Raw genomic sequence first — 20,302 nt, 5'->3', positions numbered from 1 at the left:
ATAGCTATGGAATCAGGAAAGAGACCTTATGATCCCATTTTTCTTGGGAAACTTTTGCTGGAAATGGGCATTTTGATGATTCATGCCGGAGCACCTACACGAAGGGTCAGCCTGATTCTGACCAGAATATCCCAGGCTTATGGCTTTCAGGTTTACTCCGATCTGAGTACCAGACACCTTTCGATTAGCATGCAGGATCAGCATGAGGAAAAAGTCTTTTCAGGAGGTAGAAGCAATCATTCACTTCCTGGGGTGAATTTTTGGGTGGTTTCAGATATCAGCAATCTCAGTATTGAACTGTCTGAAAAACAGCTTCCCCTAGAGGAATTGAAAGATGCTTTCAAGCTCATCCAATACCGCCCGCATTACCCCCGATGGCTGATTTTATTGGTGGTGAGTTTCGCGGGGGCGGCATTTTGCTACACCTTTGGTGGCGATTTGGTTGAGATGGGAATTACTTTTTTGGCCACTTTTTGCGGCTTGTTTCTGAAGCAAGAACTGGTGAAAAATAATCTGAACACCTACATCGTCACTTATTTCAGCGCTTTGCTTGCAGCTTTTGTGATAGCGCTTTGCTGGAAGCTGGAAATCACAGCACAGCCTGATCAGGCCTTTGCTACAAGTGTATTGTTTTTGGTGCCTGGAGTTCCATTGGTGATTTCGCTAGTGGATCTGTTGGATGGTTATATTACTAACGGAATAGATAGAGGAGTGAATGCGCTTATCCATGCCTTCGGAATTGCCTCAGGCTTAGCTTCAGTTTTGTACGTTTTCAAAATCCCGTTTTGATGGAACTTATTGAAGTGATTTACAAAGGACTTTGGTGTAGCTGTGCTGCTTTTGGATTTGGAGTGCTATTTAATGCGCCAAAACGATGCTTGTGGATGATTTTGGTAGTGGGATTTTTGGGAGGTGTGGTCAAATTTGGACTCATGCTCCCTGAGATTGATGGGGGGATTGTTTTTTCGACCTTTGCCGCGAGTTTGGTGATTGGATTTACGGGTGTGTATTTGGGCAATTGGAAAAGGTTTATACCGATGATGATCACCATTCCGTCCGTTATCCCCTTGGTACCGGGAGCTTTTGCTTACAAAGCTATGCTTGGACTGATGGAACTTAGCCGGATCCCCGATGAAAACTATGGTCAAATCGTGAATCAAGCCATTTATAATGGGGCGATGACGCTATTTATCCTTTTGGCAATCACACTTGGAGTAACCATACCTTTGCTGATTTTCAAACTGGAATATGCAGGAAAAGGCGAAGTAGCTTTGAAAAAGACTTAATTTTTCTACCAGCCCAGGAAGGATTCAATGTCTTACTTTTTTACCCCTTTTAGCCAGGTCTTTTGCCAACCCACTGTGAAAGAATTGAAATCCTGACCAACCCTCACTACTGCGCCTGTACTTGCTGCAAATTTTAAGGAGCTGAACCTACCGGTGGGAATGACTGCAGTAATTCCGATCCGGGAATTGTCCTGGCGGTCGTCTTTGTAGATGCTGTCTATGGAGGATTTGCCTCCCAAATAGTAAGTGGTATTGATTGCGATCCACAACAATGGTTTGATATTATAGCTGAAATGTGCCTGGAAAGTACCCATTGGTTCTTGACTACGCACGGAGGATCCCGGATAGAAGGAATTGTTGTTGGTAAAAAGCCATAGTCCCGAATAGAAATCTAGCAGCCAACGCTTGCCAATGGGTTGGGAAAGCCCCAATTCAGGTCGGAAAGACCAGCGATTTGTCCCCAGATTGACAAGTTTTTCAGGGAAAAACTGACCTGTAGGAGCGACTATATTCAGCCCAAATCCGAGAATTGTCTTTCTGGGTGCCTGGGAAATTTCTTTCACAGTTCCTGCTTTGCCACCAATCAAAAGCGTACTAAATCGAAACCGCATATCAGCCAAGCCTGACCGGGTGATTTCTGTATATTGCTCGGCCACATCGCCCGAAACCTGCGCCCATGAATAGGGTAGGACTAGAAGGATTTGGGAAGTTTTTCCCAAAAATCCAAAGGAGTGTGAAACTCCAAAAGAGAGCGATTCAACTTTGGCTTTGATATTTTGGACCGGTAGGGTCGGATCTGTGACTACCTCTCCACGGGAAAAAGTGAATCCGGTAAAGGCAGTAGTGGTGCCGACTGGAACCTGCATGTATGCCCTTGGATCAAGGTCCTGAGCCTGTATAAAGAGAGAACAGAAACAAGTTAGAGATACCAGAATTGTCTTCCGATAGATTTTCCATGAGTACATAAAATGCCGAACAGGGAAAATAAATATACAAAAACCTGAATGCGAGTTCCTTCGGAGGAAGTTCTAAAGTTTAATTTCCGGATAAATCCAAAATCACGTTTCCGACTTTTTTTCCCGAAGCAACATAGGAAAAGGCCTCTCGGACCTGATCTAAGGAGAATGACCGATCGATCAAAGGCTTGAATTTTCCTTGGAGGAGCAAGTCCTGAATCACCTTCATACTGTCCAAAATATCAATGGGAAGCGGAAATATGACTTTTTTCCCTCCGAAAATCGGAGTAAGCAGGGCCAAAGTGAGGTTTTCCCAATTCGGGCCAAGCTCGGAAGAAATGTAAATTCCTCCTTCTTTTAAAATGGGTTTGCAAAGTGAAAACCGGCTTTTTCCCACCGCATCCAATACAAAGTCGTATTCGATTTTCTCTTTGGTGAAGTCTTCTTTTTCCAGGGCAATTACCCGGTCAGCACCTAGAGCTTTCACTTTTTCGACGTGGATTTCATGGCAAACTGCTGTCACTCGTATTCCACGTGATTTGAGAAGTTGGATGGTTGCAGAACCAATGGCTCCGGTTCCTCCATTGACCAAGACGTGGTCTCCTGTCTCTAATTTTACCTTGTTCAGAAAATTATAGGCATAATGTGCCGCTTCAGCGCAGGACACTATTGTAGCGAAATCAATTCCATCCGGAATTGGCAACAACGGTCTTTTAATGGAATAGCAAACAAATTCAGCATGTGTCCCAGATCCATCGTCTGAAAATCCCCAGACCCGGTCACCGACTTGAAAACCTGAAACACTTTCCCCGACTTTGTCCACAATCCCGGCAAAATCAGTCCCAGTTACAGGCAGGGTCGGTTTCGGGAAACCGGCAAATGCACGCATCAAAAGCGGCATTCCTGTCAATACTCCAATGTCGGTCCGGTTGACTGTAGTGGCCATCACCCGGACTCGGAGTTCATCTGGTTTGGGTTCTGGAATTGGGATTTCTTCTATTTGAATGGATTCGATAGGGCCGTAGGAATAACGAACTGAGGCTTTCATAAAATAGGATTCAGATGTGCTGATCGATCAGGATTGAGTTTCCGTCAGGATCAAAAAACAAAATACTCCCTGGTCCGCTGCTTCCGGCATCGGCTTCCTGAGCTAGTTTGATGCCTTTTTCTTTCAGATGGTTCTGGATAGACCGCACATCATCAAATGAATCAAGAGTCTTTGCATCCTGATCCCATCCGGGATTGAATGTCAAAATATTTTTCTCGAACATTTCATGAAAAAGACCGATCAACGTCTGTTCGTTTTTCATAATGAGGTAGTTCATCTCATCACTTCCTGCAAATACAGAAAAGCCAAGATGCTCATAGAATTCTTTGGATGCCTGTAGGTTTTTCACAGAAAGGCTGATGGAAAAAGCGCCTAGTTTCATAGTCTTTTAAATTTGAAGCCTACTTAAAGCTAGGAAAAACAGCAATTAAATTGTTGAAAATAAGGGTGTTTTTCCGGATTGAGCTTGTTTTAACCTGGAAATAAAAATTCATTGGCAGGTATTTTCAGTCGGTGGACTGGTCGAAATATAGGGTCTGAACAACTGTAGTTTGGATCCTCAGTTACTTACGCTCACCCTTGCTGTGAGGATATAGGCAGCCCGTTTCCATTGGCCAAGGCTGTTGTATCGAGAATAGCAGGTGTAATGCTCAAGCGAAAAGGGCAAGAGTGATACCCCAAAGGCAGTTCCCGGAAGAAAATGGATATAGTGAAGTGCAGGGATCATTTCTCCATCGACCAGTGTGGAGTCCATCACTACCCGCTCGGGATGCAGTTGCTCAAATTCACGGTAGATTTGTTTCAAGGCATCTCGCTCATCTTCCTCCAAGATCCATTCAAAAGCTAGAAAAAATGGACCAGCCACCAGGATATTGTATTGGGAAAGATCAAAATCAAGCCAGCCTTTCTTAATGTCTGATTCTAGGATGATACTTCGGTCAAGGAATTCGTTGCCCGGTGCCCCACTGAGCGAATCAATTTCGTAAAGTCTGACACGGATCTTGAAGGGGCCCGTGGTGTTGTCGCTGATCTTAAGTTTGGCACTTTCCAAATAGACCGGGTACACCAGCTCTTCGTGATAGCTCGGGTATTTGTTCTCGATCAAGAGAGCTACAGATGCTCCGGCGTTGGCATCCACGCCAGAACTCATATTCAGTCCGCCTTTCTCATATCTATTGCCCAGTTCCCATCCCTTTACTTTGTCTTTTTTGGACCGGACGGTGACTTCTTGAAGGAGCACTTCTTTTTGGAACAAATGGATCTCAACTAATTCTTCTAATGAAGAAACCGGAGTGAATTTTGGCTTATATCCCAAGGCGGAAAATGTCAGCGTGTCCCGGGCATTCTCGGAAGGTATTTCTATTGAAAAAGTGCCATCCCCGTTAGTAAGTGTCCCGACACGAGTGTTGATGATTCCGATGTTGGCGTAGGAAATCGGCTGGTTGTTTTTTCCGTCCAGCACTTTGCCTTTAACCAGGATTTGTCCGACAAGGTTATTGGAAAGCAACAAGATAAATAATGCAAAAAGAAAGATTTTAGATCTCATCCTCGGGTATTTGACGCAATAAAGGAAAGTGGCAATCCGACACAGAAGATCAAAATGAGAATGCCTATTCCAGCATTAAGCCATTGAAAATCACTTTTTGGTGTGTTCGAAAAGGGTAGGACAAGCAGGTTCATCACTATCCAAATCAGGACTCCGTACACAATTCCGGTGAGAACCCTTGCCTTAAGAATTACCGGGAAAATTGTGCCGATTACAAAAAAGAACAGCGAGAAGCTGAAAGCGATCAGATAATGAAACAGGATTCCATAGAAAATCATGATATCTCCTCCGGAAAATGCTTCAAGGCCAAATACTCCGCTGGCAATGAACTTCAAGACCGGGGCAGGGCCTTTTCCGGTTTTGAGGAAGTATTGGATACCAGCCGCTAAGAGGTCAAGAGTGCCGATGAGGAGAGTCGATTTTAGGACAACTGTCTGTAATTTTCTAAGCATCCTAGAAACCTCTAGTAGGCTTTTACTCCTGCATCGGCAATTATCCCATCCTGAGCTGAGGTGACTCCGGATACCCCAATTGAACCGACAATGATGCCGTCTTTGAAGATAGGAAGTCCGCCCTCGATGGCAGTTGCATTGGGCAGGGTGGCAATTCTGGCTCCTCCTTCGGCCTTCATTCCGTCTTCAAAGACTTTGGAGGGCCGCTTGAAATAAACAGCGGTTTTAGCTTTGGCCTGGGCAACGTCGACTGAGCCGACCTGAACCCCATCCATGCGTCTCAAAGAAACCAGATTCCCGCCATCGTCAAGGATTGCGATGACTACATTCCAGCCTTCTGCTTTTGCCTTTGCTTCAGCAGCAGCAGTAATCCGGTCTGCATCTGCAATGGTCAGGTAGGGTTTGGTCTGGGAATAGGAAAAGAAAGGGAGTGAGAGGAGAACAAAAATCAATAGCGTTTTCATGGTTTTTTGGAGGTTTATGTGATAAGTGTAATTCTAAAGTACCGATTTTTTTTAAGATCAATCCAAACGCTAAAATTTGATTTTCAATGACTTTTGACCAAATTCCAAATCAATATCAATCTAACTTTTACCTATTTAAACCATTAAACACCCAATCCATGACCTCAAGACGTGACTCTCTCAAAGCCCTTAGCCTGGTAGCTGGCCTGGGACTGGTTTCCCCCGGAAGCCTCCTGGCCTCCGGCAATCTCCTCAAAAAAGACAAACTAGGGATTGCCTTGGTTGGTCTAGGCTATTACAGCAAAGACCTCTTGGCCCCAGCACTTCAATTGACCAAAAATTGCTACTTGGCAGGAATCGTGACAGGAACTCCCGCAAAGGCGGCCGAATGGAAGGCGAAGTTCAACATCCCCGAAAAGAATATTTACAATTACCAAAACTTTGACTCCATCAAAGACAACCCGGATATCGATGTGATCTACGTAGTCTTGCCTCCCTCCATGCACCGGGAATATGTGGAGCGGGCAGCAGCTGCCAAAAAGCAGGTGTGGTGCGAAAAACCCATGGCTGTCACTTCTGCTGATTGTCAGGCCATGATCGATGCCTGCAAGAAACATGGGGTAAGCCTCTTAATTGGTTACCGTTGCCAGCATGAGCCTAATACCAAGGCTTTTCAGGAAATTGTTAAAGGCGAAAAGCTCGGAAAGGTTCTGTCTCTCGACTGCGCGGCAGGATACCGGGAGGGCCGCACCGACCATTGGAAACAAAAGAAGGAAATGGGAGGTGGTGTGATCTATGACATGGGTGTCTATTCCATTCAGGGAGCAAGATTGGGCGCCAATAGCGAGCCAATCGCAGTAAAATCAGCCAAAGTCTGGACTGAGCGGCCCGAAATCTACAAAGATGGATTGGGAGAAATCGTAGAGGCCGAGCTGGAATTTCCAGGAGGCGTCACCGGCAAAATCAAGACTTCTTTTGCCGAAAATGTGAATTTTCTCAACATCGTCTGCGAAAAAGGGACTATTGAAATGGCACCTTTTTCGGCTTATGCCGGTAACAAAGGGAAAAGCCCATTAGGAGAGATCAATTTCCCATTTCAGCAACCGATGGAGCAAGTTTATCAGATGGATGACGATGCCCAAAGCATCCTGAGCGGAAAACCAATGCAGGTGCCGGGAGAAGAAGGACTACGAGATATCAAGGTCGTGGAAGCTATCCTGGAAAGTGCCAGAACGGGCAAAAGGGTGATGGTTTAAGGACGACGGGGATCTCTGCCTGGAAAAGAGGAAAGATCCCCGCTTCTTTCATTTCAAAAGGAAAATTGTTGCTTGCCCAAATCATTTTTTCCCCTGACTTTCATCATGATAATTTGGACATCCTGGGCCTATTATTGTTAAAACTAAACCTCTTTTCTCCATGGACTCAAGACTTCCAAAGGCCAGTATTCTTCACGCTTGTGTGATCAAGCAACAATTGACGATTTCTGATTTTGAAAAGGAGATCCTGCAGCTCAGTGCTGCCGTAACGGATCACCAGGAGAGTGCAAGTCAGGAGCCAAGAGGGGCGTCAGAGAGAAATGAGGTGCTGATCAGAATGGAGCACGAATTGGTTTTTCTGAAAAATGAGTTGATGGCTTTGGAGAAAATCGATCCGGATCGGATTTGCCAAAAAGTAGAAGAAGGGGCTGTCATTGTGACCGATCAACGGATATTTTTCATCAGCACCTCAATCGAATCCGTGGACGTCAATGGAAAATCAGTTTTTGGACTGTCTGTGCATGCACCGATTTATGTGGCTATGAAGGGAAAAGTAAAAGGGGAAAAGATTGAATTCAACGGCCTTCGATACCAAATTCTGGACATTTTTTGATGTGTCTAAATGGATTCAGGAAGCTAAATCCTACTCCTGGGTAACAGGAAGTCCCGCTCCGGCCCAAGCATTTATTCCCCCACTCAAGTGATAGACTTTGGTAAATCCTTCTTGGATAAAAAGCTCAGCAGCTTTGGAACTTCGACCTCCCACAGCGCAGTAAATGTAGATTTCCTGATCCTTTGGCAGCTCCTTGACCTTGGCGAGGAAGTCGGATTGTTGAAAATCCATAGTTATCGCACCTGATATTTTCCCTGCAGCAACTTCTTCCGGAGTCCGGACGTCGAGAATGATTCCGTTTGCGCTCTTCTCCTGAAACTGAACAGGATCCAGGTTGGTTGCCGTGGCTTTCTCTATTTCCAAAGCACTTGCATCGGTACTTCCTTTTTTGGATTCACAGGAGGTGAAAGCCAAAAAACAAGAGGCCAATAGAATCAGGAGGTTTTTCATCTTTCCGGGTTTTTCTCAAAAGTAGTAAAATCCATTTCCATGAAATTTGACTTTAGAGGATAATGAATAATTTCCTTTACGGATTCTCAACTTCTTACCTGCCCGTTTCCCCTTACCACCCATTTGTAGCTGGTCAATTCCCGGAGTGCCATCGGGCCTCGGGCATGTAGTTTTTGCGTGCTGATGCCGATTTCGGCACCCAATCCAAACTGATTTCCATCTGTAAAAGCTGTCGAGGCATTGGCATAAACAGCCGCAGCATCGACTTCCAAGAGGAATCGCTCAATGTTTTCCGGAGTTTCTGAAATGATCGCTTCGGAATGTTTGGAAGAATATGTGGAGATATGATCCAGGGCTTCATCCAGGTTTTTCACCGTTTTGATCGCCATTTTCAGGCTGAGAAATTCGGTTCCAAAGTGGCTTTCATCCGCTTTTTGGATCAGTTCGTGCCGTTGAAGATGGGCAAAAGCTTTGTCGTCCGCATAGATTTTCACATTGTCCAGCATCAGCGGAAGCACCAATTCGCCCAATTCGTCCAGCAATTCTTCGTGGATGATCAGGCAATCCAAAGAATTGCAGACGCTGGGACGGCGGGTTTTTGCATTGTGAATAATTTTTTTGGCCTTAGAAATATTTGCCGATTCATCGACATAAATATGGACGATTCCCGCACCGGTTTCTATGACTGGAACTTTGGCGTTTTCTCTCACAAAATTGATCAAGCCCTGAGAACCCCGAGGAATAATAACATCCACAAATCCGACCGCTTCCAATAGGGCTTTGGTAGCCGCTCGATCAGGAGGGAGTAATTGAAAAGCAGCTGTCGGTAGCCCGTGTTTTTCCAAAACTTTGTGAATCAGGCTAAGGATTGCCCGGTTGGAAAAATCCGCATCAGAGCCTCCTTTGAGCACCAGCCCGTTTCCGGATTTGAGGGCAAGGGTAAATACATCAAAAGTCACATTGGGGCGAGCTTCGTAGATGATCCCGATAACCCCAAGAGGAACTGTTGTTTTTGTTAAAACCAGTCCGTTTTCCAGCTTTTTTTCCTCCAAAATATGATGGAGTGGGCTTGGCAATTGCCCCACTTGCCGGATTTCTGCGGCAATTCCTTGAATCCTTGCTTCGGTCAGTAAAAGCCGGTCGTACATCGGATTGGACAGTTCCATCCGTTCCAGGTCTTTTTGGTTTTCCTTCAATAGAAACACGGTCTCCCGCACAGCGAGTGTGGCGAGGTCTTCCAAAATCAGATGGACCAGGCTATCGCTGATGCCGGTCAGTCGCCGGCTAGTCTTTTGTACTTGTTCAAAAAGGTTATTGTACTCATTCATGATCGAAAAGATACAGGTAATCGTAGTGAATTAAAGGCTTTTGGTTCTTTTGCCCCATCCGTTCCAGGGCAAGTTTGGAGGTGTATTCAGCTCTTCCAAGTCCGGTTTTGTGGCCCGTTTCATCACGGATCAGGAGAATATCGCCTTTGGAAAATTCTCCCTCAATTTTGGTAATCCCTATTGGTAAAAGACTTCGGATCACCGTAGAAGACAGGGAATTTTTTGCTCCTTCATTGATCGTGATTTCTCCTTTGTAATATTGGGCTCCGTGTGCCAGCCATTTCTTTGGTGCATTCTTGACTTTTTGCGGTTCAAACCAGGTGCAGCGCAATGACTTTGCAGCAAACTCGTCCAAAATTCCATCCCGCTTTCCATTGGCAATGATGACCTGGATGCCCAAATCGGCAGACTTTTTGGCCATCGTATATTTAGTTAGCATCCCTCCCCGCCCAAAGGACGACTTGGTAGCTGAAATGTAATTCGATACTTCAGGCATGGAAAAGGCCACTTTTTCAACCAACTCGGAGCTAGGGTCAGAAGGGTTTCCGGTGAAAATCCCGTCCACATTTGTCAGGAGCATCAGCGTATCCGCATTGATCATAGCAGCGGTCAGACTGGCCAGTTCGTCGTTGTCGGTAAACATCAATTCGGTGATCGTTACTGTGTCATTTTCATTAATGATCGGTAAAATCCCCTGCTGAAGCAGCGCTTCGATGCAGTTTTTCATGTTCAGGAAGTGCTTCCGGTCGCGAAAATCTTCCTTGGTCACCAGAATCTGGGCAATGTGCTGATTCAGATTTCCAAAGAATTGCTGGTATTGGTTGATCAGACGGATTTGACCTGTGGAGGCCCAGATCTGCTTTTTGAAAACAGGGTTGAGTTTTTCAGGCAAGGGAATAGACTGCCTTCCGAAAGCCACAGCTCCAGAACTGACAAGCACCACTTTTTTTCCGGAGGAAATCAAACCATGGATTTGATTGACCAGATGCTGCATCCGCTCCAGGTCCGGCAGCCCGTTGGACTGGGTCAGGACATTCGAACCGATTTTTATTACCAATACCTTACTTTCCAGCATTTGTTAGAAAATTTGCATGAAAATAAGGGTTTGGATGCCAAATCGCTAGCTTTTTGAGGTTGTTTTCGAAATTACGATTTTTGATTTACGAAGGACGACGCCTTGTCCAGGTTCAATCTTCCTTCAAGTTTTAAGTGAAAAGTTTAATCCTAATAGGGGAAGAAGAAATCAGTAACCACTTTCATCTTTGAAATGAAAATTTCCAAGGCCTCGTAAACCGAAAATCAAAAATCATAAAAACCCCATACTCAGCGTCCCGACCAACATCAGGATTTTGGCAATTGCACTGAGTTGAGTGAAGTGATCCTTTCGGTCGGCCTGGTAGATTTTCCACATAAACCAGAGGAAAAAAATGCCCAAAATCCCGAAATAAGCAAACAGAATCGGACTGTTTATTTTGAAAGTGACAATCAAAATTGAACATACAAAGCCAAAAGCAATCAAGAAAATCACTTGTTTGGTTTTGCGGAAACCGATCACAATCGGAAGTGTGCGGCATCCGTGTTTCCGGTCACCCGGTCGGTCTTCGATGTCTTTAATGATTTCCCGGATCAGATTGAGGAAGAAAGCGAAAATGGCATAGGTAAGTACCAGGAGTTCTGATTTTTGGTAGTAAAAGGACACCAGGTATACCGAAAGTCCGGTTAAAAAAGCAACGGTAAAGTTGCCTATAAAAGGCTCTCGCTTTAGCCGGTTACTGTAAATCCAGAGTAAAAACGTGGCTACGAAATTGATTACGGCGATCCGGGGCGACACCAGGTAGCCGAGTCCGATTGCAAAAAAATTAAGTGCTGAGTGGAGGAAAATTACCATCCGACGCTTGATTCCCTTGCCTACCACAACTTCATTCGGGCGGTTGACATAGTCGATTTTGACATCGTAGTAGTCATTGATCATATAGCCTGCCGCCGTGATCAGAACAGTGGCAAATACCAAAAGATAAAGTCTGTAATCCTGTAAAACCGGAAGTCCAGTTTGAGTGGTTTCGACCAAGAAGAACGCAGTCATCAGCTGGGTAAAAGCAACCAATAGTAGGTTGATAGGCCTGCTGATGCGGAAAAGTCCGCGAATGGAAATACTGCGCTCTATGCTCAAGGTATTCATGATCTAAAATTAGGGTAAATCAGCTCTCTTTTCCGGAGTTTTTCCCTTTATGTGGTTTATAAATCGATTTCGTAATTTTTGAAGCTCCTTTTTTAAGTTTTGCCTAACTTCCTTTCATTACCAATGAACTAACCCAAAGAACTATGAATAAAGCAGAAAATCAATCCAGGAGGGATTTTATCGCAAAAACCGGTGGAATGCTGGCGGGATCATTGCTGATTCATCCCATTGCCGAAGCACTTACGATTTTTAACAAGCCGGGAGAAAAAATGAAACTCGCTATGGTCGGTACAGGCGTGAGAGGTTTGTCTATGTGGGGCAGGGAAGTGATCCGGGCGTATCAAGATCAGGTGGAATTTGTAGGGCTTTCCGACAAAAACGAAGGCCGTATGAAGTATGGCAAAACCTATATGGGGGTGGAATGCCCGCTATTCTTGAATGCGGATGATATGCTCAGGGATGCCAAGCCCGATGTGTTGATCGTCACGACCATGGACAGCACCCATCACGAATTTATCGTCAAAGGTCTCATGGCCGGGATGAATGTGATATCCGAAAAGCCAATGACCACCGATGAAGTGAAGATGCAGGCTATCCTTGATGCAGAGCGCAAGTCTGGCAAAAAACTCATCGTGACTTTTAATTACCGCTATTCTCCCCATCGCCAAAAACTCTATGAACTGCTACGGGCGGGGGAAATCGGTACCATCACTTCGGTAGATTTTCACTGGTACCTCGACACTTCTCATGGAGCGGATTATTTCCGAAGGTGGCATGGCAGAAAAGAGTTTGGAGGCTCCCTACTCGTGCACAAATCCACCCACCACTTTGATCTGCTCAATTGGTGGCTGGACTCGGATCCTGAAGAAGTCTATGCCTATGGGGCTTTGGAGTTTTATGGGAAAAACGGCCCATTCCGATCCACGACCTGCCGGGGCTGTCCTCATGCTTCCAAGTGTGATTTCCATTGGGACATCACCAAGAGCGAGCACCTGACCAAGCTTTATGCAGAAAATGAAAAATACGATGGCTATCATCGGGATGGCTGCGTTTTCCGTGAGGAGATCGATATCTACGACAAGATGGCGGTGCAGATTAAGTACAAAAACAAGGTGCAGGTGAGCTATTCGTTGACTACCTATTCGCCTTATGAAGGCTATCGCATCGCTTTCAACGGTACTAAAGGCCGATTGGAAACCTGGATCAAGGAAAGCCAACCTTGGGATGAAAGGGCTGAGGACGAACTCGTCTTGGTCAAAAACTTTGGCGAGCGTCATGTCATCACTGTGCCTCAAGGTGGGGGTGGCCATGGAGGAGGAGATACCCGGCTGAAGAATAAGCTCTTTCTTGATACCAATGCACCGGACCCGTGGAGACAATCTGCCGGAAGCAGGGATGGAGCAATGTCCTGTCTGGTGGGGATCGCCGCACGCCATTCCATTGAGCAAGGCAAGCCGATCAAAATCCAGGATCTTACGGATATTCCGCTTCAAGTGAGCGGGAGAGGAGCCTGAGGATTTCGGATGCTTCGGCGAGCTCAGCACAAGTTTTGGATTTGGGATTTCGAATTTTCCCGCGGGGCCTGGTGCTTCGCGGGATTTTTTTGATGTTTTAACCGCAAAAAACGCGAAGGCTTTTCGCGAAAAAAATCCTTTTAAACACAAAAGAGCAAAGTCATCAAAGAGTTTGCTCAGGTTGAGTGAATGTTGATTTCAATGTTTCTCTGTGTTTTAGCTTGAAAAAATCAGTCAACACAAATGAACAAAGTCCACATAGAGTTCGCTCTGGCTAAATGACTTTGATCTCTTTGATTCTATGTGTTATAAAAAGCTTAAACTCACTTTTTGATCAGCTTTAGTTGCTCGGGATTTTCGATGAGTTGTTCCTCGTACATAAGCGTCCAGCCCATGGATTTGGTGAGGACATAGAAGTTGGTCAGCTCCACCATCAGCCTTTCCCGGGAATTTTCCATCAAATCCGATTTTTCAATCTGAGTTCTGATTTGGGCGGTGACAGAGTTTTTGATCTTGTTGTAATCCTTTGCCTCGAAGGAATTGAAATAGTCCTGGGTCACATCGTAGTATTCGATTTCAGGGTAGATGTTGAGGATGGGTTCGGGGATTTTTTTCAGAATGAGGGTTTTGTTTTTGGCATCGATTTCTGTTTCCAATTGTCTCAGGTCATATTCCACCGTAGCCTTGGCGTTGACTACGACCAGCGCTTTTTTGTCTGAGGTCCAAAGGTTCAAAAAGAGGCTTTGGGAGTTTTTGAAGGTAAAAACCTTGGAATAATAGCCCTCGGTGACGATCAGTTTACCGACTTGCTGAACCTGTTTTTGGATCAGCTCCGAACTGGCCAGCAACTCCTCCCGCTCCTGCTTTCCATTGTAGAAAAACCAAAACCCCGCGAATAATACCAATGCGATGAGAAAACCGAATCCAAATTTGTTCATACTTAAGCAGAAAAATGATGTTTCGAAATTGTGGAAAATTCCAAGTTGATCCAATTTATCTTGATAATTAAGATAAACACAGGGAGATAAAAGAATGGTAATTATTCAAATGAAACACTGCTTTGCCTCTCCCGATTGACTTTTAATTGTAATACGTCCGGTCGGGAATAATGTCCAACGGGATCGAAGTTTTGTCGCTCTTCCAATACTCTGTTGAAGTCCAGAGTTTCGATCAAAAGCCCTTCTTTGAAAGGTACAGGTTCCAAAACCCACTTGCCATCCGGCCCTGCGATACAGCTGCCACCATCGCCCATATTCTCGGGAAAGTTTTCCAAAATCAAATCCAAGTGAGGGGTGTCAGCAGGAAAGCCTGCAACCCGCATCAGACTGGAAACAGAAATCACAAAAGATCGGCTTTCCTGTGCGATCATCCGGGTGATCATTTCAGTATTCCTTACAGAACCAGGCCAGACGGCGATGTGGAGGTTTTCACCCTGGCCATACAAAGCAGTTCTTGCCAGGGGCATCCAGTTTTCCCAGCAGTTTAGTCCTCCGAGAGTGAAATTTTTCAAAGAGTGAGTTTGGAGCCCTTTTCCGTCTCCGGGTGACCAAGTTAGGCGCTCCTCATAGGTCGGTTGAAGTTTGCGATGGACTGAGCAGATTTCTCCATGTTGATTAATGTAGACCAAACTGCAATACAGACTGTGTCCTCCTCGGTCTTGAGGTCGCTCAATAATTCCCAAATAGATCGCGATGTGATGTTTCTTCGCTAATCCCTGTACTTCCTTCAGGTCTCCAACTTCGATTTGCACCGCATTTCGGGCATAATGTGCATAGATTTCTTTTTGAATTTTGTTGTCCCAGGCCGAGGCATTGGTGATGGAAAGCCACCAAGGGTAACCAGGAACAAGGCCTTCTCCAAAGACAATTAATTCTGCACCTTTTTCTGAAGCTTCGGTGATTGAAGCTTTGACCTTTTCTAGCGTTGCAGCTTTGTTTGCCCAAACCGGAGCGATTTGGGCTAAGGCGACCTGGAGTGAGGAATCGGACATCGATAATTGGTTTGCGATTAAAAATAACAGAAATCTTTTGGTTGGATGGGGTCTTGATCCATCCGTTTTTTTAATCTGCTAATCTTGGCAACTTAGAACTTTTTGTGCCTTCCTGCCTTTGTGGCCCAAAAACAAAAAAAAGCGATTTCTGAGAAACCGCTCTTTTTGACTAAAAAACCAACTTTATTTTTTTTAAACTGTCACCATATCCTTTTCGGTATCCACGAGGGCAACAGCTCCATGAATTGCTGTTTCGTCCAACTCCGAAATCAAGATTTTCAGGTTCGCCAAAACCGTAGGATAGGCAAATGTCTCCAAGCTTTTGAACAATGATTTTTTGAAAAGCGGGTAGGTTTTCCGGATCGATCCTCCCAGAATTATGGCCTCGGGGGCAAGGGAATAAAGGATCACTTTTAGGAGTTCCCCCAAATGATGCCCAAATTCCTCATAGGCTTGAATAGCCACCGGATCACCGGTCAAAGCCAGTTTGGCAAGTGCTTTTGGCTTGCTTTTATAGACGTTTTGGAAAAATTTTCCACTGCAATAATATTCGTAATTATGGTCAAGGTAGGGGGCACTACACCATTCCCCGGCGGCTGAAAACATCCCCGAATAGAGTTGACCATTGATCACAATTCCTCCTCCAACTCCGGTACCGAGGGTGATTCCGACCAAATTTTTGAAGGGTTTTCCTACTCCATATTTGTGTACTCCTATAGCAAAGCAGTTGGCGTCATTGTTGACAAAAACGGGTTTGCCAAATCGTTCGGTAAGGAATTTTTTCAACTCCACATGCTGAAATGAGGGGATATTGGCCAATCCTAAGACTATCCCTTCCCGGGTATCAACTAAACCGGGAATCCCGATTCCGATTCCTACGAAATCATATTGGGAGTATCCTTCGATAAACGAGGCAATAGTCTCCAGAATGAATTCCTTACTCTCCAAAGCTGGGGTTGGAATTGAGCGAATGTCTTCAAGATGTCCTTTTACCAGGACCCCGCCTTTGATGCCGGTTCCACCGATATCTAATCCTAAAATGGCTTTTTCCATCCGCAGTGGTCTATTGAACTGTAATTGGTTTGTTTTGGTGAAGAAAGCAGCAAGGATTGTTCCTGCTGCTTCCTTGTTTGAATTGGCAGATCTTCGAAGGATTTAAAGCATCCCTTCAATTGATTTTTCCAGTTCTCTTGCTGTGGCCAAAAACTCGTCCACATTCATGTCTCTGAAGAAAATCAAGCCGTGGCTGGCTCTTACTTTTGCCCGCTCATGCAGGTAGAAGTAGTTTTTGCCCAGCAAAAGCTGAATGTCATTAAGTTGCCCAACCCAAGTTCTTTTGGCTACTGTACTGAATTTACCATTGTGAGCGTAACTAGGGAAAGAGGCATTTACCTGGCTCAAGTAGCAGTTGGAAAATGAATCTTCCATCACTGACATGTCGCCAAGCGAAACCGGAACGATCACATTTGCCTCATGCGGCTCAAACTTGAACCAGACGTTTCGATAACCGATGATTCTCAGATTGCTGGTGTCATGCTCTTGGCTCCATTTTTTCACCGCTTCGGCAGTGGCCTGAAGTACCTTATAGTGCGTGTCCGGCCCGGAACCTTCCGGATCCAGTGTCAAACTTATCTTGGTCGGTTTGATTTTGCGGAACATTTCCACGATCGGTTCGACATCGCGGTTTTTATCCGGTTGTTCGGTGAAGATGTCCCCGGTATAGAAGCCCAATCTCAAGTGGTGGACGTTTTTCACCTGTACTCCAAAGTGTGCCCAAACCAGTTCTTCTTCAAACTCCCGGATCATGCCTTTCAGCTTTTGAATCTTTGCAGGGTTTTTCTCCCCATCGTAAGAGTTCTTCAGGATGCTGATGACATCATTGATGGTTTCGCGAAGCTGGGTTTTGTTTTTCACACCATAGACTATTACCAAGGCTCTCACGACTCTATGACAAAGGCCACGCTTACGGGCATCGGGATTTTCGGAAGCCACGTTGGTCAGGAAGTGGTAGACGTCTTTATCTGTTTTGAGGCTGTATCCCACTTCGAAAAAGTCCTCGAAATTGACCATTTGGATTTTTCCTTCGTCGAGCAAATTTTTGGTGTGCTGAAGGGTGTCAATCACAAAGGTGTTGGTTACTGCGGTGAAGCCCGAAGTCAATACCGAAAAGTGCGCTTCGTTGGTAGGTTCATTGAGCTGATTGGTGATGTGAGGAAGAATACCCAAGGAAATATCGTCGTGGTGAGGTCCGGTATGTAGAACTACCTCGTTGCTTTCTTGTTCGAGACCCTTTGCCAACTTGGCTTCGGCAGCTTTCATCACCTGATTGACCGTGTCTTCGGAAAGCCCAGGGATCAACTTGGTGTATTTGTCAGCCTTGAGGTCTTCGATTTTGATTCGGTGACCGTATTTGTTCAGTTTTTTGCAAAGTTCAATGACTGAACGCTCGGTCTTTTCAAAGGTCCACTCTCCTTTTTGGTAATAGGCATCCATGGAATCTGTCAGCTTGACAGCGGCACCTTTGGTCAGGTAGAACCTTCCATTTTTAAGTTTTTGCAGGACAGTGCCCGGGAAAACGTTGTTGAGAGGAGTCTCCAGTGAGTCTCTCACAATGCCGGCTTTGGCTTCACCGGCGGCAATGATGATTGCGACTGCCTCCGGATTGTACACAATGGTATCCAATCCGATGGTGATGACGAGTCTGTTTGCCGAAATCTCGATTCCCCCCAAGTCACCTGCCGCTACTGCCTGTGTTTCAAAGTTAGTGTCAGTCAGTCGGGTCACGGAGAAAATGTGTGATCCCCGGGTGTTGAAGGCGATGTGTCCATCAGGGCCGATTCCTCCCAAGAAGAAACCGATGCCGCCCTTGTCACGGATGCGCTGCTCATACTCTCCACACCATTGGTCGATCATGTAAATGGATTTCTGTTGGATCTTCTCCAGATCATTGACCGGATCGCGGAATCTCAGGGAAAGATCCACTTTCAGGTCAGGGAAAACCTCCTTGAAATGAAGACCATTGGCTAATGGGATTTCATCTGAGTTGATCAGGATGGCATTTTCCTTAGAAAGTCCAAAGCCATTGATGTAGAACTTGTTGACGTAATCGTAAAAGCTATTATGCTGCTTGGAAGAAATCGGATAGAATTCGTCGATCTGCACAAAAGTCAAATCCTTCAAAATCGGTTTTTTGGTGGCCCCAAGACCGTGTTTTTCTCGGACCTCTTTTCCTTTTTTGGTGTCCCAGTTTTCCAGTAAGTATTGGGTCCATTTGATAAAAAACTCAGGAGATTTACCTGTAGGCAAACTGATTACTCCCTCAGGATTGGCAGCTGCCCACTCCAAGAAGCGGCAAGCGGTAAGCAGGCCAAGTTTTGGGAAATTGTCAACGACAAGATAAGGGATCAGGGTCGAGATTTTGTCCACTCCGGATTCGGCCAAAAAGGCTTTTTCTACTTCGGAGAGAGGATACTTACTGAGCATACTGGTGAGACAGTTTAGTGGTGTAAGATATATTGTTATGGTTCTAGGTGATTTCCAAATTTTCTGGAGAAGTTCTATCCATTTTCTCCAAATTTAAATTTGTATAGAAGTGTTTTGCCAAATTTTAGTCAAATTTTATCGACTCCTTCCGCAATTTATTCTTTCATACAAAATTAAAAAACTTTGGTGAATAAAAAACAACTTTTATAAAAAATTTAAAAAAGTATTTCTGAAAGCAAGAAATTATAGACTCCGTGTAAATGAAATTTTTATTCGTGCCTGGAATTCTTCGATAACTTTAAAAATCTCAATGAGGGTGACTTGCTGGACTTTGGTGAGGTCTTTGACTTTGAGGTAATTCTTGGGTTTACGGTGTTTGTCAAGTATGGAAAGAGACTGATTTTCCAGCCTTAAACCCATCAAATAGTCAAAGGCATGGATCAGTTCCTGTGCTTCTTTGGCAGTGAAAACACCCTTTTCATGCAGAAGGCTAATTCTGTGGGTGGTATTTGTCTCAAAAATCCGGTATTTCAGGGCGTAAACTCTGGCGAGATCCACGATTGGCCGCATGGTCTGCTTGAGATTCAGTTGTTTTTCACCGTCGATTTCTTCAGTTTTTATTTTTCGGAAAAATGTCAGCGGAGCCACGTATTGCAAAGCATTGTGGCCAAGATTGGTATAAAACCGCTCAGAAGCCTTTTCCAACAGTTCACCCATGTAAATTTTAAGCTCCTCCAAAAGTGAAAATTCCCCGTAGATGGCCCTGCAATCAAAAAAAGTGGTGTAGTTCATGGCCGTTTCCTGGGATGCATCCGAAATCCAGGAATCGTAATTTCTCTTCCAATGGGACAGCGAATGGGTCCACTTGGGATTCATGGCCATCAGTTCGCCTTCACAGAAGACAATTCCAATTTTATCCAAAGAAGTGGAAACCCTAGTGGCAAAGTCCAGAAAATATGCCCGGACCTCCTCCCTGTGTTCATTGGCCTTGTCTTCGTAAATTATTGCATTGTCCTGATCGGTTTTCAGAGTGAGTTCACCTCGGCCTTCACTTCCCAAGACAATAAAAACGAATTTGGCCGGGGCTGGTCCAATCTCTTTGATCACCCGTTCAATGACCCGTTGGGTGATAGTATCTGCCACGGTTGTAATGATCTGATTAACCAATGCTGCTTTCATCCCCCGACTGATCAGCAGGTGGATGATTTCAGGCATTCGGGCCCATTTTTCCTCCAGTTCGGTGATGTGTCTTGCTTCCTTCACTGATTGAATAAACATAAAGGGCCCCTGACTCTGCTCAGTCAGGACCTTAGTCCTGCTGATCCAGCCCAAGAAACCTTCTCTATTTTTAACAAGTAGATAGCGTGCTTTGGTCTGGAACATCAGCAGAAGCGCTTCGACAAGTGAAGCTTCCGGGGAAATAAATACCAGGTCTGTTTCCAGGATTTGGCTGACAGGTGATTCGGCAGGAAATCCCTTTGCCAATACTTTGTCCCGAAGCGTAAGATCTGTGATATATCCCGCGATTTTCTCAACAGTTTCCCCGATAAACAAGCAACTGACTTGTTCCAATGCCATCATTTCTGCGCAATTCCGGATGGATTCTTCAGGTGAAGCCAAGCGGATTCTCCGGACATTCAGTTCCTTTATTTTTTTGGAATAAAACTGATCGGAGACAAAAGTGCCAGGTGCGTGCATGGATTGAAAATACGAAAAGTGAAAAGGTTTCCATTCACC

The 20,302-nt window shown here is 45.1% G+C and carries 20 protein-coding genes; 5 read left to right on the top strand and 15 right to left on the bottom strand.

Annotation, left to right across the window (positions count from 1 at the left end; translation table 11 throughout):
- Positions 1 to 6 precede the first annotated feature (6 nt).
- Together B0E43_RS28445 and B0E43_RS28440 are read left to right on the top strand one after the other, a co-directional pair.
- Complete coding sequence (locus B0E43_RS28445) at positions 7 to 789, top strand: threonine/serine exporter ThrE family protein (protein WP_077348216.1); 783 nt, start codon at positions 7 to 9, stop codon at positions 787 to 789.
- Positions 789 to 1,286: a threonine/serine exporter family protein gene (locus tag B0E43_RS28440; protein ID WP_077348214.1), complete on the top strand. Its 498-nt coding sequence runs from the start codon at positions 789 to 791 to the stop codon at positions 1,284 to 1,286. The genes B0E43_RS28445 and B0E43_RS28440 overlap by 1 nt, the downstream gene beginning before the upstream one ends.
- A 32-nt stretch (positions 1,287 to 1,318) precedes the next feature.
- Here B0E43_RS28440 and B0E43_RS28435 read toward each other — a convergent pair whose 3' ends face one another.
- From B0E43_RS28435 to B0E43_RS28410, 6 genes are all read right to left on the bottom strand, one after another.
- Complete coding sequence (locus B0E43_RS28435) at positions 1,319 to 2,152, bottom strand: transporter (protein WP_168171911.1); 834 nt, start codon at positions 2,150 to 2,152, stop codon at positions 1,319 to 1,321.
- Positions 2,153 to 2,321: 169 nt separating this feature from the next.
- Positions 2,322 to 3,290 carry an NAD(P)-dependent alcohol dehydrogenase gene (locus B0E43_RS28430; RefSeq protein ID WP_077348210.1) on the bottom strand — a complete coding sequence of 323 codons (969 nt, stop codon included), beginning with the start codon at positions 3,288 to 3,290 and terminating at the stop codon, positions 2,322 to 2,324.
- 10 nt (positions 3,291 to 3,300) lie between these two features.
- Positions 3,301 to 3,672, bottom strand: a complete 372-nt coding sequence (locus B0E43_RS28425; protein ID WP_077348208.1) for a VOC family protein — start codon at positions 3,670 to 3,672, stop codon at positions 3,301 to 3,303.
- A gap of 177 nt (positions 3,673 to 3,849) precedes the next feature.
- Complete coding sequence (locus B0E43_RS28420; protein WP_077348206.1) at positions 3,850 to 4,836, bottom strand: carboxypeptidase-like regulatory domain-containing protein; 987 nt, start codon at positions 4,834 to 4,836, stop codon at positions 3,850 to 3,852.
- A complete protein-coding gene (locus B0E43_RS28415) occupies positions 4,833 to 5,288 on the bottom strand; it encodes a hypothetical protein (protein ID WP_077348204.1) in 456 nt (151 codons plus the stop codon). Before B0E43_RS28415 ends, B0E43_RS28420 begins: the two co-directional genes overlap by 4 nt.
- 11 nt (positions 5,289 to 5,299) lie before the next feature.
- The gene (locus B0E43_RS28410) at positions 5,300 to 5,752 is read right to left on the bottom strand and encodes a heme-binding protein (RefSeq protein ID WP_077348202.1); all 453 of its coding nucleotides are present in this window, start codon (positions 5,750 to 5,752) and stop codon (positions 5,300 to 5,302) included.
- 158 nt (positions 5,753 to 5,910) lie between these two features.
- Between B0E43_RS28410 and B0E43_RS28405 the strand changes: the two genes are divergently transcribed.
- Entirely contained in the window at positions 5,911 to 7,008 is a 1,098-nt protein-coding gene (locus B0E43_RS28405; RefSeq protein WP_077348303.1) for a Gfo/Idh/MocA family protein, read from the top strand.
- Positions 7,009 to 7,168: 160 nt separating this feature from the next.
- The gene (locus tag B0E43_RS28400; protein WP_077348200.1) at positions 7,169 to 7,621 is read left to right on the top strand and encodes a hypothetical protein; all 453 of its coding nucleotides are present in this window, start codon (positions 7,169 to 7,171) and stop codon (positions 7,619 to 7,621) included.
- A 30-nt stretch (positions 7,622 to 7,651) separates the two neighbouring features.
- On the opposite strand, the gene B0E43_RS28395 is transcribed toward B0E43_RS28400, so the two are convergent.
- The 4 genes from B0E43_RS28395 to B0E43_RS28380 form a co-directional block, all read right to left on the bottom strand.
- Complete coding sequence (locus B0E43_RS28395; RefSeq protein WP_077348198.1) at positions 7,652 to 8,071, bottom strand: rhodanese-like domain-containing protein; 420 nt, start codon at positions 8,069 to 8,071, stop codon at positions 7,652 to 7,654.
- 86 nt (positions 8,072 to 8,157) lie between these two features.
- Positions 8,158 to 9,399, bottom strand: a complete 1,242-nt coding sequence (locus tag B0E43_RS28390) for a glutamate-5-semialdehyde dehydrogenase (protein WP_077348196.1) — start codon at positions 9,397 to 9,399, stop codon at positions 8,158 to 8,160.
- Positions 9,392 to 10,474 (bottom strand): glutamate 5-kinase, encoded by a 1,083-nt coding sequence (gene proB / locus B0E43_RS28385; protein WP_077348194.1) that lies wholly within the window; start codon positions 10,472 to 10,474, stop codon positions 9,392 to 9,394. Before proB ends, B0E43_RS28390 begins: the two co-directional genes overlap by 8 nt.
- A gap of 231 nt (positions 10,475 to 10,705) precedes the next feature.
- Positions 10,706 to 11,578, bottom strand: coding sequence for a geranylgeranylglycerol-phosphate geranylgeranyltransferase (locus B0E43_RS28380; RefSeq protein WP_077348192.1), 873 nt, complete (start codon positions 11,576 to 11,578; stop codon positions 10,706 to 10,708).
- 143 nt (positions 11,579 to 11,721) lie between these two features.
- On the opposite strand from B0E43_RS28380, the gene B0E43_RS28375 reads away from it, so the two are divergent.
- Complete coding sequence (locus tag B0E43_RS28375) at positions 11,722 to 13,092, top strand: Gfo/Idh/MocA family protein (RefSeq protein WP_077348190.1); 1,371 nt, start codon at positions 11,722 to 11,724, stop codon at positions 13,090 to 13,092.
- A 323-nt stretch (positions 13,093 to 13,415) separates the two neighbouring features.
- On the opposite strand, the gene B0E43_RS28370 is transcribed toward B0E43_RS28375, so the two are convergent.
- From B0E43_RS28370 to B0E43_RS28350, 5 genes are all read right to left on the bottom strand, one after another.
- Positions 13,416 to 14,030, bottom strand: coding sequence for a DUF4230 domain-containing protein (locus B0E43_RS28370; RefSeq protein ID WP_077348188.1), 615 nt, complete (start codon positions 14,028 to 14,030; stop codon positions 13,416 to 13,418).
- A gap of 101 nt (positions 14,031 to 14,131) precedes the next feature.
- Positions 14,132 to 15,082, bottom strand: coding sequence for a carbon-nitrogen hydrolase family protein (locus B0E43_RS28365; protein WP_077348186.1), 951 nt, complete (start codon positions 15,080 to 15,082; stop codon positions 14,132 to 14,134).
- A gap of 192 nt (positions 15,083 to 15,274) precedes the next feature.
- Entirely contained in the window at positions 15,275 to 16,135 is an 861-nt protein-coding gene (locus B0E43_RS28360) for an ROK family protein (RefSeq protein WP_077348184.1), read from the bottom strand.
- Between the two features lie 102 nt (positions 16,136 to 16,237).
- On the bottom strand, positions 16,238 to 18,565 hold the full coding sequence (locus B0E43_RS28355; RefSeq protein WP_077348182.1) for a PIG-L family deacetylase: 2,328 nt from the start codon (positions 18,563 to 18,565) through the stop codon (positions 16,238 to 16,240).
- A 243-nt stretch (positions 18,566 to 18,808) separates the two neighbouring features.
- Complete coding sequence (locus B0E43_RS28350; RefSeq protein WP_077348180.1) at positions 18,809 to 20,263, bottom strand: DUF294 nucleotidyltransferase-like domain-containing protein; 1,455 nt, start codon at positions 20,261 to 20,263, stop codon at positions 18,809 to 18,811.
- Positions 20,264 to 20,302 lie beyond the last annotated feature (39 nt).

It is taken from the genome of Algoriphagus sp. A40, assembly GCF_002002735.1.
Classification (GTDB): Bacteria; Bacteroidota; Bacteroidia; order Cytophagales; family Cyclobacteriaceae; genus Algoriphagus.
Note: the sequence above shows the minus strand (reverse complement) of the source record. Positions and strands in the feature narration are given on the sequence as shown.

Coding starts and splice junctions, on each gene's coding strand:
- B0E43_RS28445 (WP_077348216.1), top strand. CDS start 7: ATGGAATCAGGAAAGAGACCTTATGATCCCATTTTTCTTGGGAAACTT.
- B0E43_RS28440 (WP_077348214.1), top strand. CDS start 789: ATGGAACTTATTGAAGTGATTTACAAAGGACTTTGGTGTAGCTGTGCT.
- B0E43_RS28435 (WP_168171911.1), bottom strand. CDS start 2,152: ATGCAGGTTCCAGTCGGCACCACTACTGCCTTTACCGGATTCACTTTT.
- B0E43_RS28430 (WP_077348210.1), bottom strand. CDS start 3,290: ATGAAAGCCTCAGTTCGTTATTCCTACGGCCCTATCGAATCCATTCAA.
- B0E43_RS28425 (WP_077348208.1), bottom strand. CDS start 3,672: ATGAAACTAGGCGCTTTTTCCATCAGCCTTTCTGTGAAAAACCTACAG.
- B0E43_RS28420 (WP_077348206.1), bottom strand. CDS start 4,836: ATGAGATCTAAAATCTTTCTTTTTGCATTATTTATCTTGTTGCTTTCC.
- B0E43_RS28415 (WP_077348204.1), bottom strand. CDS start 5,288: ATGCTTAGAAAATTACAGACAGTTGTCCTAAAATCGACTCTCCTCATC.
- B0E43_RS28410 (WP_077348202.1), bottom strand. CDS start 5,752: ATGAAAACGCTATTGATTTTTGTTCTCCTCTCACTCCCTTTCTTTTCC.
- B0E43_RS28405 (WP_077348303.1), top strand. CDS start 5,911: ATGACCTCAAGACGTGACTCTCTCAAAGCCCTTAGCCTGGTAGCTGGC.
- B0E43_RS28400 (WP_077348200.1), top strand. CDS start 7,169: ATGGACTCAAGACTTCCAAAGGCCAGTATTCTTCACGCTTGTGTGATC.
- B0E43_RS28395 (WP_077348198.1), bottom strand. CDS start 8,071: ATGAAAAACCTCCTGATTCTATTGGCCTCTTGTTTTTTGGCTTTCACC.
- B0E43_RS28390 (WP_077348196.1), bottom strand. CDS start 9,399: ATGAATGAGTACAATAACCTTTTTGAACAAGTACAAAAGACTAGCCGG.
- proB (WP_077348194.1), bottom strand. CDS start 10,474: ATGCTGGAAAGTAAGGTATTGGTAATAAAAATCGGTTCGAATGTCCTG.
- B0E43_RS28380 (WP_077348192.1), bottom strand. CDS start 11,578: ATGAATACCTTGAGCATAGAGCGCAGTATTTCCATTCGCGGACTTTTC.
- B0E43_RS28375 (WP_077348190.1), top strand. CDS start 11,722: ATGAATAAAGCAGAAAATCAATCCAGGAGGGATTTTATCGCAAAAACC.
- B0E43_RS28370 (WP_077348188.1), bottom strand. CDS start 14,030: ATGAACAAATTTGGATTCGGTTTTCTCATCGCATTGGTATTATTCGCG.
- B0E43_RS28365 (WP_077348186.1), bottom strand. CDS start 15,082: ATGTCCGATTCCTCACTCCAGGTCGCCTTAGCCCAAATCGCTCCGGTT.
- B0E43_RS28360 (WP_077348184.1), bottom strand. CDS start 16,135: ATGGAAAAAGCCATTTTAGGATTAGATATCGGTGGAACCGGCATCAAA.
- B0E43_RS28355 (WP_077348182.1), bottom strand. CDS start 18,565: ATGCTCAGTAAGTATCCTCTCTCCGAAGTAGAAAAAGCCTTTTTGGCC.
- B0E43_RS28350 (WP_077348180.1), bottom strand. CDS start 20,263: ATGCACGCACCTGGCACTTTTGTCTCCGATCAGTTTTATTCCAAAAAA.